The organism is Marinicella marina (assembly GCF_030065545.1).
GTDB classification, from domain to species: Bacteria; Pseudomonadota; Gammaproteobacteria; order Xanthomonadales; family Marinicellaceae; genus Marinicella; species Marinicella marina.
Window position 1 is genome coordinate 75,031 of sequence record NZ_JASJNC010000006.1, and the last position, 13,986, is coordinate 89,016.

Sequence of the window (13,986 nt, forward strand, 5' to 3'; positions counted from 1 at the left end):
ACATGAAACAGGCACACGAAGTCAGTAGCGAAGCAACCGGCATAGCAAAATTAGCCAGTTTTTCATTGGCCAGACCAGTCACCATCAGCATGATGTTTTTGTCACTGGTAACCTTTGGCTTAATTTCCTCTCGATTACTGCCGCTGGAAAGTTGGCCAGAGATCAAACTGCCATTTTTGATTGTAGTGGTACCTTATGACGCAGGAACGCCACAAGAAGTTGAGAGAAACATCACCCGGCCAGTGGAGGAGGTCTTGGCTACGATTGGCGATGTGGTGCAAATGAACTCAAACTCAACCACCAATTCCAGCACTGTTTTTATGCTGTTCAATTTAGATGTTGATATCGATGAGAAGATCATGCTGGTCAACGAACAATTGGATTTGATTCGCGGTGATCTGCCCTCAGATGTTCGGCAAATTTTTGTGCGAAAGGAGGAGCCTGGTAACGAGTCGATGATGAACATCAGGTTAATTGGCGAGCGTAACTTAGAAGGCGCCTACGATGTCCTTAATCAATACTTGGTTAAACCCGTTCAGCGCATACCAGGTGTTGCCAGGGTTGAGCTGGAAGGTATTGAACCACTGGAAATCAGCATCAAGTTGGATAATCAACGGATGAAACGATATGGTGTGGGGTTCAATGAACTACAAAGCAAATTGAGCAACCTGAATTTCAGTATTCGATCCGGTAACATGATCACTGACAATGAAGTGATTCGAATCACCCCGAAATCTCAAGCCAATGACATCGATGCTTATAAAAACTTGGTTCTGAATGACCGCAACGTGCGACTCAAAGACATTGCTACCATCGAACTGGTAAATGGTGAAAGAGATTATGCCAGACACCTCAACAAAAAATATTCAGTTGGGCTTGAAATATTCAAAGAATCAACCGCCAATTTAGTCGAAGTGGGTGAAGAAGTCTTAAATACCATAGAAGCCATCAGCCAATCAAAACAAATGAGTGGCATTGAAATGGTTTTTCTGGATAACCAAGCCGAAGGTGTGACCAATTCTCTCAGAGATGTTATTACCGCTGGTATCACCGGCTCTATATTGTCTTTGTTTGTGTTGTACGTTTTTTTAAGGAACCTGCCCATGACATTGATTATTTCGATGTCAATTCCAATTTCAATCATCATCACTCTAGGCGTTCTTTATTTTACTGGTATCAGCCTGAATAACCTTTCTCTGATGGGCCTGATGCTAGCCGTTGGGATGTTGGTAGACAATTCCGTGGTAATTACTGAGAGTGTTTACACCCAACAAAAACTCGACCCAGAGAATCCGCGGGATGCCTTGATTAAAGGCGTAAAGTTGGTGATCAAACCGGTCATAGCAGGTACCTTGACAACCATTTGTGTGTTTTTACCAGTGATTGTGGGTGATGGTAATTTATTGGCTATATTTTTGACCCATGTGGCTGTGGCCATCATTGCTTCTTTGGTGATCTCATTGATGTTATCAATTTCTGTGGTTCCCATGGCAATCAGTTTATTTGTGAAAAAACAACACAGTAAAACAGGTGGACTTGAGCTGCGGTTGTTGCAGCGATTGGGACGTATTAAGAAGCGCTACAAGTTTGTGGGGTTGGTATTATTCTATGGATTGGCATATAAGTTGTCTCAACAATTGAACATGCCAGCAGAAAATTTCACGGTCTTTGCTTATGTTTCTTTGTTTTTCTTATTCAGTCTGTTTTTGGTGAAAAATTACCAACGCATGTTGACCTTTTTCATGCGTCATCGTTGGCTGACATTTGGCAGTGCTTTGAGTTTGATTTTGGTTTGTTTGGGGTTTTATTTTTCAATGAAACAAGACGACGGCACAGGTCAATCGGTGAGTCGAAGTTTTTGGATGCCTTACCATGTCAACGGCAATTACACCTTAGATCGCATGAAAAAAGATGTGGATCGAGTCGAAGACTATTTGTATGCCAATAAGGAGCGCCTTGAAATAGACTCGGTATACACTTACTACAATGAAAATGGCAACGCCACTTCAATGATTACTTTGATTGATGAGGCTGATGCGACCAAAACAGTGGCGCAAGTGAAGCAAGAAATTTTAGCTGATATGCCAGACATTACAGTCGGTAAACCTTCATTTCAGTGGCGCAGTAATTTGGGTTCTCAAGGCATCAAGCTGTATTTACAGGGTGAGTCGGCACAGTTCATGCGTGATGAATTATTGGATGAAGTGATGTTTATTTTACGTAATGTTGAGAATGTCACCAATGTGCAAGTTGAACAAAGGAACAACCGCGAAGAATTACAGGTCAACGTAAACCGAGAAAGGGCCTTGAATTTGGGCTTGAACCCAACTCAAGTCGCTCAGTCTGTGTCTATTGCCATGCGCGGTATGAACCTGCGTGAATATGTCTCTGAGCAAGGTGAGATTCCAGTTAAAATGCGTTTTTATCAAAAAGGTGAATTTGAAATTGAACAATTGCGAAATTTACCGATAAAAAATGCCGACGGTGTTTCTGTGCCATTGAATAATGTTGCGGAAATTGTAACTACAAGTTCGCCACAACGGCTGTTCAGGCTGGGCCGACAGAACTCGATACAGATTGATTTAGATGTCGCAGATGACAGCAATGTCAAAGAAGTGCGAGAAAAAATCACACAAGCCCTGGCTCAAGTCAACATGCCCACCGGTTACTCATGGACGTTTAATTTAGAAGGCGGTGGCGCCAACATTTCCTTGGTGGATTTGGTGATGCCTTTTTTCATCGCCTTACTGATCATATTCATGGTCATGGCGGCCATGTTTGAGTCGTTGCTGTTTCCAATTTGTGTCTACACCACCATATTGTTCTCTATTCTTGGTATTTTCCTGTTTTTTGCCATCACAGGCACCACATTCAATATCATGGCAGGTATTGGGGCGATGATTTTAGTTGGTGTGGTAGTGAACAATGGCATTGTCTTGATTGACCACATCAATAATTTAAGAAAAGAGGGCATGAGTCGTTTTGATGCTGTGGTACAAGGCGGTCTTGACCGCATCCGCCCGGTGTTGATGACCGTTTCAACCACAGTTGTTGGTCTACTGCCTTTGAGTGTCAGTGTCTCAGCTGTCGGTGGTGGTAACGGTCCAAGTTATTTCCCAATGGCACGCGCCATCATAGGTGGCTTGACATTCTCAACCATCATTTCATTGATTCTACTGCCTTGTATTTACTGTTGGTTGGATGATCTGCGCTTATGGGGTCAAGAGCGTTTCAGACGCATCAAACAAAAAAGATTGGCCAGTTTACAACAAACATAATTTTTCGATTGAAAAAATCGATGGTAACAATTTGATTTTTCTAACGCAGAATTGACATGTAAAGCTTAAAATGTGTGTTTTATTTAATTATTCAGGAGATATAAATGGGCGTATTAGTAGGAAGAAAAGCACCAAACCTTAAAGGTGCAGCAGTATTAGGCAACGGTGAAATTGTTGAAGATTACAATTTCAAACGAGATACCGGCGACAAAATCAAAGTCGTGTTTTTCTACCCATTGGATTTTACCTTCGTTTGTCCTTCAGAATTAATCGCTTTTGACAAGCGTATGGCTGAGTTTGAGAAGCGTGGTGTGGAGGTGGTTGCTGTCTCTATCGATTCACAATTCACGCACAATGCATGGCGCAACACACCGATTAATCAAGGTGGTATTGGCCCAGTCAAATACACCATGTTTGCTGATGTGACTCACAAAGCATGCAAAAAGTATGATGTAGAGACCCCAGATGGTGCCGTGGCTTTCCGTGCTTCGTTTTTGATTGATAAGGATAACGTGGTACGTCATCAAGTGGTCAATGACCTGCCGTTAGGTAGAAACGTAGACGAAATGTTGCGTATGGTAGATGCTTTGATTTTCCATGAAGAACATGGTGAAGTTTGCCCAGCTGGTTGGCAAGACGGTGACAAAGGCATGAATGCATCACCTGACGGTGTGGCAGAGTACCTGTCAACTGAATCAGATAAACTGTAAGAAATGACGCTTACCTACAAAAAGCTGTAGTCAATGACCCATTACAGTGAATCAAACGGCCTGCTGGTGAAAGCCAACAGGCCGTTTTTTTTCAGACGGACCCTGGCTTGATAACCTGGCAAGATATCCAGCAATGTTATCAGCGCACCTTACGTGAACTGCAGGCGTTGGTGCCAACTGATAAGTGGCAAACACAACCACAACTGATTCAATTGACCCAGCACAAAACCAAATATGGTATGGCAGACATCAAGGGTGTGGTATACATCAATCAGGCGTTTATTGGCAGCGAGGCTGATGGGCTATTAGATGTGACCATCAGGCATGAATTGGCCCACCTGTGTGTTGGCATTGATCAAGGCCACAACGCCCATTTCAAATCATGCGCTAGGTTGTTCAAAGCCAATTTTGGCCAACATTTGAAAACTCAAACCCAAGCGATTAATGAAGCCATTGGATTCAAATACAAGTTATTCGCCCGCTTAGAAAACCAACAAGAGATTTTATTCAAAACGGTTCATCGCAAACATGCGAAATACCTGAATTACAAACCTAAGTTTTTCAGTTACTTGACCATCAAAGGGCAAAAAGTTCTAAGTTTCAGATATGAATAACTGAAAAAAATGTATGATAATGAAGTTCAATCACTCAGGATTTCAGATGATAAAACTGTTGTTATTAATCACTATCACCAACACTGTTATGTTCTTATCTGCTTGTCAAAGCAGAGTAAATGCTGTTAAGGCAACAGCAAATAGTGCACCCACACCAACTGCCATAGTTGCCGCAGCTTCAGCAGATGAGTGGCGTTTACTTGATGTGGAAAATACCCTCTACATGAAACTGTCTGCAGGTGGCACAGTGGTCATAGAACTGTTGCCAGCATTGGCGCCAGAGCATGTCAAAAATACCAAGGCATTGGTCAGACAAGGTGTTTTTGATGGCACTCATTTTTATCGGGTGATTGATGGCTTTGTGGCCCAAGGTGGGCCGCTGTATGAATCTACAGATGATTTGCCCCAATTAAAAGCCGGTGATTACAGTGTAGTGAGTGAATTAACTTCAGATTACGACATGGGTGAAGCATACCTCAGGTTCGACACGAATGATGGTTATGCTGATGAGACTGGTTTTTATCGATCATTCGCAGTGGGCCGTGATTTGAGCAGTAATGAAAGTTGGCTGTTGCACTGCTATGGCGCACTGGGGATGGGCAGGGGCAATAATTTAGATTCTGGAGGGACTGCTTTGTATGTGGTCAACGGGCCTGCACAACGCTACCTAGATCGCAATGTCACCGTCTTTGGGCGAGTCATTGATGGTATGGAGCACATTCAGCATTTAAAACGTGGACAGAACCTCAGTGGGTCTGTTGATTTAACCGGATTAAATGGCATTGAAAGTCTTCAGGTGGCAGCTGACATACCTGTGAGTGAGCGCAAGATGATTGAGGTGATGCGGAGTGATTCAACGAGTTTTAAGCAATTGTTGGCGGCCAGGAAAAACCGCACAGGTGATTGGTTTGTCCATCAGGCTGACTACATGGATGCTTGTGGCGTACCTATTCCAACCCGTCTTCAACCGTTAGAGTGAGGCAGAAACATTTGGAATTGTTCGCTGTTAATTAATTCAGCACCCATGCTGGCTAAATGTGGGTTGTGAATTTGGCAGTCTAACAATTCTATACCATTATTTAGCATGTGCTGACACAGGCCGTACATGGCATATTTTGAGCCGTTGCTTGCCAGGGAGAACATCGACTCTCCACAATAAACGCGGTCTAATGTGACGCCATACATGCCACCAACCAATTGTTGATTGATTTCCACTTCAATACAAAAAGCATGACCTGCGGCAAACAAAGCCTCATATGCTGTGACCATCTCTGGATGAATCCAGGTGCCATTATCACTGCGTGGTACCTCTGCGCACAGTTGAATGACGGCTGAAAAATTGCGGTTCATATAAAATTTCGGCTGGGTGCGCTTGATGGCTTTTTTGAGGCTTTTACTGACATGTAATTTATCTGGATACAATACCATTCGTTGCCATGGGCTCCACCAGAGGATAGGCTCCCCTTGTGCATACCAGGGAAAAATGCCTTTGCGATAGGCAGTCACCAACCTGTCAGTAGATAAATCACCACCATAACACAATAGGCCATCGGGCTCTTTGCAAGCATTATTCGTGGCTGGAAATTCAGCACCACCGTCGATGCATGGGAGTATCATTGGCGATTGTGAATGATGAGTGTGCTGATGATTAAATCAGCACACTCGGTACGCGTGTTATGCTTTTTCTTGTGCATCCAAATAACGTTCTGCATCCAGAGCAGCCATACAGCCTGAACCTGCTGATGTGATGGCTTGGCGATAGATATGATCCATCACATCACCTGAAGCAAAGACGCCTTCGACTGATGTTTGGGTGGCGTTGCCTTGTTGGCCAGACTCAACCGTGATGTAACCATGTTCCATCTCAAGTTGACCTTCAAAGATTTGTGTGTTGGGTTTGTGACCAATGGCGATAAAAACACCTTGGACCTCTAAATTTTTGGTGGTTTCGTCTTTAACGTTTTTAACCCGCAATGCATTCACACCTGCATCATCCCCCAAAACTTCATCAACCACGTGATCCCAAACCAACTCAACGTTACCGTTTTTGGCTTTTTCAAACAACCGATCTTGCAGGATTTTCTCTGAACGCAATTCATCGCGGCGGTGAACCAAATACACCTTGGATGCTATGTTAGAGAGGTATAAGGCTTCCTCGACAGCAGTGTTTCCACCACCGACCACGGCCACAGGCTGATCGCGATAGAAAAAACCGTCACATGTGGCACAAGCTGAAACGCCTTTGCCTTTGAATGCTTCCTCAGACTCAAGGCCCAAATACATGGCACTGGCTCCAGTTGCAATGATCAGTGAGTCACAAGTGTATTGAGCTTGATCGCCATTCAAAGTGAATGGGCGTTGTTTTAAGTCAACGCTGTTGATGTAGTCAAAAACCACGCTTGTATCAAATTTTTCAGCGTGTTGTAACATACGGGCCATTAACTCAGGACCTTGTAAATCACCTGGGTCACCTGGCCAATTTTCGACTTCAGTGGTGGTCATCAGCTGGCCACCTTGTTCCAAGCCTGTGATGATGACAGGGTTTAAGTTAGCTCGGGCTGCATAAACAGCTGCAGAGTAACCGGCCGGGCCTGAGCCGACAATGATGAGTTTGTGGTGTTCTTGTTTCATCTAATAATTCCATCAATACAACAAAACAAGCATGATAAACCTTGTTAACAGCTTTGTAAATTAGAATAAATAAGTCATAACGATTGGTTTTCTAGATGGCTGCCAAGTAACATTCGCTGCAGCACATGGCCACGATGATTCAGAAGGCTAGCAGACCGTGAAATTGAAGGGTCATGAGCCGCCAATCTCTTGTATATCGAAGCGGTTGTTTAACTATGCGCTGATGCCAATATTAATTTACTCAATGGCAACAATAAATCGTTTGTTCTCGGTGCTTTTATTAAGATAAAATAGGCGCTCTTTGGCGCACTGATTGTTGGTGCGATGAATGACCATTGGGTAGGTTGTGTTGAGACCGAATGATTGAGGTAGTAATGAAAATTTATTAATCTCAATTCGTTCTTTTGAATCAACTTAAACCCCAGGTTAAATCAAGGCATGAATTCATTCATGTTATTTCAATGGTTGAATATCAGCTGATGATTCAATCACTAAGTGAGCTTTTGTGGGGACGCATAAAGATGAAAATAGGTATTCCAAAAGAAACCAAAACACTCGAAGGTAGAGTGGCATTGGTTCCAGCTGCTGCTGCTGATTTAGTCAGGGCAGGCAATGAAGTTTATATCCAGTCAAGTGCCGGATTGATGAGCGGCTTTTCAGACGATGATTACATCCGTGCTGGGGCTAAAATTGAGCCTGATGCCGAGAGTCTCTATGGCGTTGCTGAAATGATTGTTAAAGTCAAAGAACCGATTGCTGGTGATTTACAATATTTGCGAGAGGATCATTTATTGTTTTGTTACCTGCATTTAGCTGCTGAACCGGCATTGACCCAGTCATTGTTGGATATTGGTTTAACAGGTGTGGCTTTTGAAACGGTTGAAGAGGCCGATGGTTCACTGCCTTTGTTAGCACCGATGAGTATCATTGCTGGGAAAATTGCAACACAGGTTGGTACCACCACCTTACATCACCCAATGGGTGGTAAAGGTTTGTTATTGGGCGGTCTGCCATCAACAGAGCGCGGTAAGGTCGTGGTTTTGGGTGGCGGCGCAGCTGGTGGTAATTCAGCGGCGCTGGCTGCCGCCAGTGGTGCCAATGTGGTGGTCTTCGATAAACGCCAAGATCGTTTGGCAGAAATGATGGCTATGGGTTCTAATGTCACCGCACTGTATCCTTATCAGGAATTGGTGGCAGCAGAAATTTCCAATGCGGATTTGGTGATTGGTGCGGTATTGGTCACTGGTGCCAAGGCGCCGCATGTTATTACCGAAGAGATGGTCAAAGGCATGGAACCAGGTTCAGTGATCGCCGATATTTCAGTTGATCAAGGCGGCTGTGTGGCCACCACCAGACCAACCACCTGGGCCGATCCCACATTTGTAGAACATGGTGTGGTTCACTTTTCAGTGACTAACATGCCTGGTGCGGTTCCAAGAACATCCACTCATGCCATTTCTGCAGCCATTTTGCCGTATGTACAAAGACTCACCCACATCGATTGGGCTGCGGTTCCATCACTGCAAAAAGGCATCAACGTGCAAGGTGGCCAGATTGTTCACCCAGCGCTGTTGGATTCATAAAGCAATTGAAAATAGCCGCAAGGATGAATTGAATAATAAGGCATTAGGGCTTATCCTAATGCCTTATTCTCATTGCACATTCAAAAGCCATTGAATCAAGTTTCTAAACAAGTCAAAAATCGCATCAAAGAAAGCATGGTTTTTATTATCGTGCCTGTCGCTGCCTATTTTTTACTTTCTTTGATAACCTATCACCCGCAAGATCCAGGCTCTTTTGCTACCTCAGATGTGACGCACGTCAACAACTTGGGTGGCGTAACTGGCGCTTACATCGCTGATTTCTTATTGCACTTTCTGGGTTATTTTGCTTATTTTATTCCCCTTGGCTTGTTGTACGTGGCTTGGCGATTATTTCATGGTAAAGATGAAGATGATGAAAGTTGGTTAGACACCACCATCAAGTTTTTGGGCTTCGTGGCTACTTTGTTAACTGGGTGTGGCTTGTCACATTTACATGCCGATACGGGTGGCATGCCTTTTTCTGGCGGTGGCATCATTGGTGATGTGGTTGGCAGCTCTGTCTATGCTGGCTTTGGTGGCATTGGCGCCACCTTGATTTTATCAGCCACTTTTCTGGCAGGCATCACCTTGTTTACTGGGCTTTCCTGGATTGGATTGGCAGATAAAGTGGGTCAATTGACGATCAAATTCATTCATTGGTTAAAGCTTAAATACGAACACTTTAAGGATTGGCGTGCCGGCAAAAAAGCCCGCGAGGAGCGAGAGGAAGTTCGTAAAATTGATCAGAAAATTCAACAACAACGCGAGCCGATAGTGATTGAGCAGTTTGAGCCGGAAGTCAAGGAAAGTAAGCGCTCAAACAAAGAGAAACAGATGAATTTGTTTCATTCTTTACCGGCTGGAAAACTGCCTCCGCTGTCATTACTTGACAACCCCCAAGATCAAGTCTTCGGGTACACCAATGAAGAATTAGAAGTGCTTTCGCGACAGCTTGAATTGAAGTTAGCTGATTACAAGGTGAAGGCCGAAGTGGTTGGAGTGTATCCTGGACCTGTGGTCACCCGTTTTGAGGTGAACCCTTCGGCAGGCATCAAGGCCAGTAAGATTGTTGGGTTGGCCAAAGATTTGGCTCGTGGTTTATCCATTACCAGTGTTCGTATTGTGGATGTAATACCTGGCAAACCCTACATTGGTATCGAAATTCCCAATGCCAGCCGTGAAATTGTTTATTTAAGTGAAATCCTGCGATCAGTCAGTTTTGATAAGTCCAAGTCACCATTGACTTTGGCCATGGGTAAAAGCATTGGTGGCAATCCAGTGATTGCTGACATTGCTAAAATGCCTCACTTGTTGGTAGCAGGCACCACCGGTTCAGGTAAGTCAGTGGCAGTCAACTCTATGATTATTTCATTGCTGTACAAAGCCAGCCCTGAACAAGTAAAAATGATTATGGTCGACCCGAAGATGCTTGAATTATCAATTTATGAAGGCATTCCGCATCTGCTGGCACCGGTGGTTACAGACATGAAGGAAGCGGCCAATGCGTTACGTTGGTGTGTGGCTGAAATGGAACGACGATATAAATTAATGGCAGCCATGGGTGTGAGGAACTTGGCTGGCTTCAATAAAAAAATACAAAAAGCCTTGGATGCCGGTGAACCGATCATGGATCCCTTTTGGGATGAAGCCACAGCACCTTTTGGTTCAGAACAAGAAGCGCTGAAACCGATGCCATTCATTGTGGTTATCATCGATGAATTTGCCGATATGATGATGATTGTGGGGAAAAAAGTAGAGGAGCTGATTGCCCGTTTGGCGCAGAAAGCCCGCGCTGCTGGGGTGCATTTGGTGTTGGCCACGCAAAGGCCATCTGTAGATGTCATAACCGGACTGATCAAAGCCAATATCCCTACACGAATGGCATTCCAAGTTTCCTCGCGCATTGATTCGCGAACCATTTTGGATCAAGGCGGTGCTGAAATGTTGTTGGGACATGGTGATATGCTCTATCTGCCACCAGGCAAAGCCCAGCCAGAACGTGTACATGGTGCCTTTGTTGATGACCATGAGGTGCACTCTGTGGTTAATTACCTGACCAGCCATTATGAGGCGGATTACCAAGAGGGCATTTTAGACAATGTTCAATTAACCGATGATGGCCAAATGCTGAGTGAAACCGGTTTGCCTGAGGCTCCAGAATCAGACGTTGATGAGTTGTATGACAAAGCCGTTTTTGTGGTTACTGAGAGTCGCAAAGCCTCGATCTCATATGTCCAGAGGCGCCTTCGAGTGGGTTATAACCGTGCTGCCACCATCGTTGAGCAGTTAGAAGCCAATGGTGTGGTTTCAGCACCAGCACACAATGGTGCCAGAGAGGTTTTGGCACCACCGCCACCTTCAGTAGAGTGATGAAAATGATGAGAATTTCAATTCAGTTTGTACTGCTTTTTCTGTTCAGCTTGCCGTTGTATGCACAGTCTGATCAATTCAAACCTGGCCCCGTTATCAAAGACCACGGCATGATTGCTGCGGTACCTGGAATGGTTGAGGTAGCCTCAGATAGTGTGTTTAAAATCAGTTTTGATTTGGCGCAAAAAGCACAGTGGGGCGGTATCAATAGGGGCTTGGATACGGCGGCACGCTTTATTAACATGCACGTGGCTAACGGGATTGATGAGAATAACATCAAGCTGGCCTTGGTGATACATGGTGGTGCAGTAAAAGACATGGTCAAAAACAACACCTACCGTCAGTTAAATGACAATGAAAAACAAGCCAGCAACAGCAATGCAGGGTTAATTAAAACTTTACAAGAACATGGTGTTAAGTTGACCGTTTGTGGTCAGAGTGCGGTTTATTATGGCATCAAAGCTGAAGACTTACTGCCTGGTGTCACCTTGTCGTTATCAGCGATGACAGCCCATGCACTGTTACAAAGTGAAGGCTATACATTGAACCCATTTTAATCCAATGGCTGAATCAGCCACAGAGTGATCGGAGCACCAATGAACATACCTAAGTTTGAAGATTTTCAAAACAACCTCAACAGCAAGTGTCGCATTGAGTTTTCTGAGGATTGCCACCAAGAGTGTGAAATCACTGAAGTGAATCAATCAGCAGCCAATGATCAGTTTTCAGTGATATTCTCACAAGCAAACCCACAAATACAGCCTCAGGGTGTGTATCGCGTCAAGCATGAAGCACTGGGTACCTTAGACATTTTTATGGTGCCAGTTTCTGGTGATGATGAGGCGGTTAATTATGAGGCGGTTTTTACCTGAGCACGGTTGCTTCACTCAGTTGGTTTTGGGTGCCATTCTAAATATTGATAAACCCCTTTGTCCTCCATTTGTTTGAATCCATGACGAACATACCACTGATAGGCTGGATTGAAATTTTCAACATGAATAACAATCTTTTTTTGCGTCAATTGGGCTTCATCAATCAGTTCTTTTAACAGCTGTGTACCTAATCCGTTTCCTCGGTGGTTGCTCAGTATTGAGACATCAATCAAACAAATCGACACATCGTCTCGATCTAGGTAAATTCTGCCAATGGCTTCATCATTAAGTTTGATGACAAGTTTCTCTGCCTTGGGATAATGTTTTAGGTAGTGGTCATGTTGTGCCAGAAATTGTTGCTGCAAGAAATCCTTGCGCTGTTGGTCAGTCCAAGGCGCTTGTAAAACTTCTTGCCAGCGGGTGCTGCGATACAAATCAGATAAAAAGCCCATGTCATCTTCTGACACAGGCTTGAATTGAACTTGAGTTGTTATGTGTTTGGTTTGGCCATTAAACGCCAGCCAAGCATCAGCCATAAGTGCGCCAATTGAAATTTGCTTGTAATTGTTGTGGTGAAACCGGTTTCATGTGAATTTGATGCTTTTTACCAGCTTCATCAATTAAATGATAGATTTTTTCATCCAATTGCTCGGGAGGATTATTTACCTCAAAAGTGAGGATGAATTGTTTATCATCTGGCTTGATGGTGGCATGATCGCGGCTTTTCAAAACCAAGTTCAAACCATCATCTGAGCGCATTTTCATGCCTTTTTGATACTTTTCACAACGGTTTTTTGTTTTCGCTACCAGCGGCCCTACGGCCAATGAAACGCCAACTGTACCTATGGCTGCTTGGGTGAAATTTCTTCTGTTCATATCAACTCCTGGAAGGGTACAGGCCCACCAATGCAATGATGTAATTGATTGCAATGTATGGCTGCATGTTGTTGTGAGGTTGGCTGCCGCCTTGAGGTCCTATCGCATCTGTTGACATAGCAACTAAACCACCGCCGTCGTTATAAATTTCTTTGTTGGCCAAGAACTGCTCGTCTGGATTGGTTTCCATACCTTCGTTGTCATTTTCAACCACCACAGTGTGGTTGTGTTGTGGTATTTGTGCTTCGGTGAGGGTGACTTCGGTAACACCGCCTCGCTCACCCAAGCGCCGATCAGTCAAGCCTGGCCCCCGGCCTGGGTGCATGGCAGCCCGGCCTTGTAAATCTGGCAGTGCCGTGGTGGTCCTGCCATCGCCACCATAAATGGTGCCAATCAAAGAGAATAAAGCCGTGTTCTGGGCTATGGGTAACAACTGGCCGTTGCAAAATGCCCAGCCTCTGGGAGCGAAGTTACCAGCGAAAATTCTTATTTCTGCTATAAATGGTTCTGACATGTGCTATCTCCTTACTGTCTGGACGGGTAAATACCAACCAATGCAATGATGTAATTGATACATAAAAATGGCATGATGTTGGTGTGACTTTGCGAACCACCGGTGTTTGATAGGCTGCTGCTGTTCATTTGACTTGGGTTATCTAGCTCATCGGTGTAGATGTCCTCACTCGATTCAGCCAGCTTATTACCTAATGGGTTGGCGTTATCACCACCCGTTGTTGTGGCGTTGATGGCATGTCGGTGAGAAGGCAGCTGATTGACTGTTAGGGTAACGTTTTCGGCACCGGCTTTTGCACCCAATCGACGGTTGCTGAGTCCTGGCCCTTGACCGGCGTGCAGGGACAACCTGCCCCGCATATCGGGTAAACCGAATGTGGTTCTTCCATCACCACCATAGATGGTGCCTAGTAAACTGAATAAAGCATCATTTTGAGAAACTGCCAATAGCTGACCGTCACAAAACGCCCAACCTCGAGGTGCAAAGTTTCCCGCAAACATCCTGATTTCTCCAACAAATGGTTCTGACATATTACGCT

At 44.5% G+C, this 13,986-nt stretch carries 14 protein-coding genes; 8 read left to right on the top strand and 6 right to left on the bottom strand.

Annotated features, from left to right (window positions below):
* The first annotated feature begins 2 nt into the window (after window positions 1-2).
* The 4 genes from QNI24_RS10235 (at window position 3) to QNI24_RS10250 (ending at window position 5,581) form a co-directional block, all read left to right on the top strand.
* Complete coding sequence (locus tag QNI24_RS10235) at window positions 3-3,278, top strand: efflux RND transporter permease subunit (RefSeq protein WP_267176951.1); 3,276 nt, start codon at window positions 3-5, stop codon at window positions 3,276-3,278.
* A gap of 104 nt (window positions 3,279-3,382) precedes the next feature.
* Entirely contained in the window at window positions 3,383-3,988 is a 606-nt protein-coding gene (locus tag QNI24_RS10240) for a peroxiredoxin (protein ID WP_267176952.1), read from the top strand.
* A 107-nt stretch (window positions 3,989-4,095) separates the two neighbouring features.
* Window positions 4,096-4,602 (top strand): hypothetical protein, encoded by a 507-nt coding sequence (locus QNI24_RS10245; protein WP_267176953.1) that lies wholly within the window; start codon window positions 4,096-4,098, stop codon window positions 4,600-4,602.
* Between the two features lie 46 nt (window positions 4,603-4,648).
* Window positions 4,649-5,581 (top strand): peptidylprolyl isomerase, encoded by a 933-nt coding sequence (locus tag QNI24_RS10250; protein ID WP_267176954.1) that lies wholly within the window; start codon window positions 4,649-4,651, stop codon window positions 5,579-5,581.
* On the opposite strand, the gene aat is transcribed toward QNI24_RS10250, so the two are convergent.
* Complete coding sequence (aat, locus tag QNI24_RS10255; protein WP_267176955.1) at window positions 5,566-6,219, bottom strand: leucyl/phenylalanyl-tRNA--protein transferase; 654 nt, start codon at window positions 6,217-6,219, stop codon at window positions 5,566-5,568. The genes QNI24_RS10250 and aat overlap by 16 nt on opposite strands.
* Window positions 6,220-6,276: 57 nt before the next feature.
* Window positions 6,277-7,233 carry a thioredoxin-disulfide reductase gene (gene trxB / locus QNI24_RS10260; protein WP_267176956.1) on the bottom strand — a complete coding sequence of 319 codons (957 nt, stop codon included), beginning with the start codon at window positions 7,231-7,233 and terminating at the stop codon, window positions 6,277-6,279.
* A gap of 521 nt (window positions 7,234-7,754) precedes the next feature.
* Here trxB and ald point away from each other — a divergent pair.
* The 4 genes from ald (at window position 7,755) to QNI24_RS10280 (ending at window position 12,058) form a co-directional block, all read left to right on the top strand.
* Entirely contained in the window at window positions 7,755-8,816 is a 1,062-nt protein-coding gene (gene ald, locus QNI24_RS10265; RefSeq protein ID WP_267176957.1) for an alanine dehydrogenase, read from the top strand.
* Between the two features lie 72 nt (window positions 8,817-8,888).
* The gene (locus tag QNI24_RS10270) at window positions 8,889-11,186 is read left to right on the top strand and encodes a DNA translocase FtsK (RefSeq protein ID WP_267176958.1); all 2,298 of its coding nucleotides are present in this window, start codon (window positions 8,889-8,891) and stop codon (window positions 11,184-11,186) included.
* A gap of 5 nt (window positions 11,187-11,191) precedes the next feature.
* A complete protein-coding gene (locus tag QNI24_RS10275) occupies window positions 11,192-11,743 on the top strand; it encodes a DsrE family protein (RefSeq protein ID WP_267176959.1) in 552 nt (183 codons plus the stop codon).
* Between the two features lie 39 nt (window positions 11,744-11,782).
* Window positions 11,783-12,058, top strand: coding sequence for a DUF6916 family protein (locus QNI24_RS10280; protein ID WP_267176960.1), 276 nt, complete (start codon window positions 11,783-11,785; stop codon window positions 12,056-12,058).
* An 11-nt stretch (window positions 12,059-12,069) separates the two neighbouring features.
* Here the strand turns inward: QNI24_RS10280 and QNI24_RS10285 are convergent, their stop codons facing one another.
* Genes QNI24_RS10285 through QNI24_RS10300 form a run of 4 tightly spaced genes read right to left on the bottom strand, consistent with a single transcriptional unit; the run spans window position 12,070 to window position 13,978 of the window.
* Complete coding sequence (locus QNI24_RS10285; RefSeq protein ID WP_267176961.1) at window positions 12,070-12,594, bottom strand: GNAT family N-acetyltransferase; 525 nt, start codon at window positions 12,592-12,594, stop codon at window positions 12,070-12,072.
* Window positions 12,587-12,934: a hypothetical protein gene (locus QNI24_RS10290; RefSeq protein ID WP_267176962.1), complete on the bottom strand. Its 348-nt coding sequence runs from the start codon at window positions 12,932-12,934 to the stop codon at window positions 12,587-12,589. The genes QNI24_RS10285 and QNI24_RS10290 overlap by 8 nt, the downstream gene beginning before the upstream one ends.
* Before the next feature lies 1 nt (window position 12,935).
* Window positions 12,936-13,448 (bottom strand): phage tail protein, encoded by a 513-nt coding sequence (locus QNI24_RS10295; RefSeq protein ID WP_267176963.1) that lies wholly within the window; start codon window positions 13,446-13,448, stop codon window positions 12,936-12,938.
* A gap of 11 nt (window positions 13,449-13,459) precedes the next feature.
* Window positions 13,460-13,978 carry a phage tail protein gene (locus tag QNI24_RS10300; RefSeq protein WP_267176964.1) on the bottom strand — a complete coding sequence of 173 codons (519 nt, stop codon included), beginning with the start codon at window positions 13,976-13,978 and terminating at the stop codon, window positions 13,460-13,462.
* Between the last annotated feature and the right edge of the window lie 8 nt (window positions 13,979-13,986).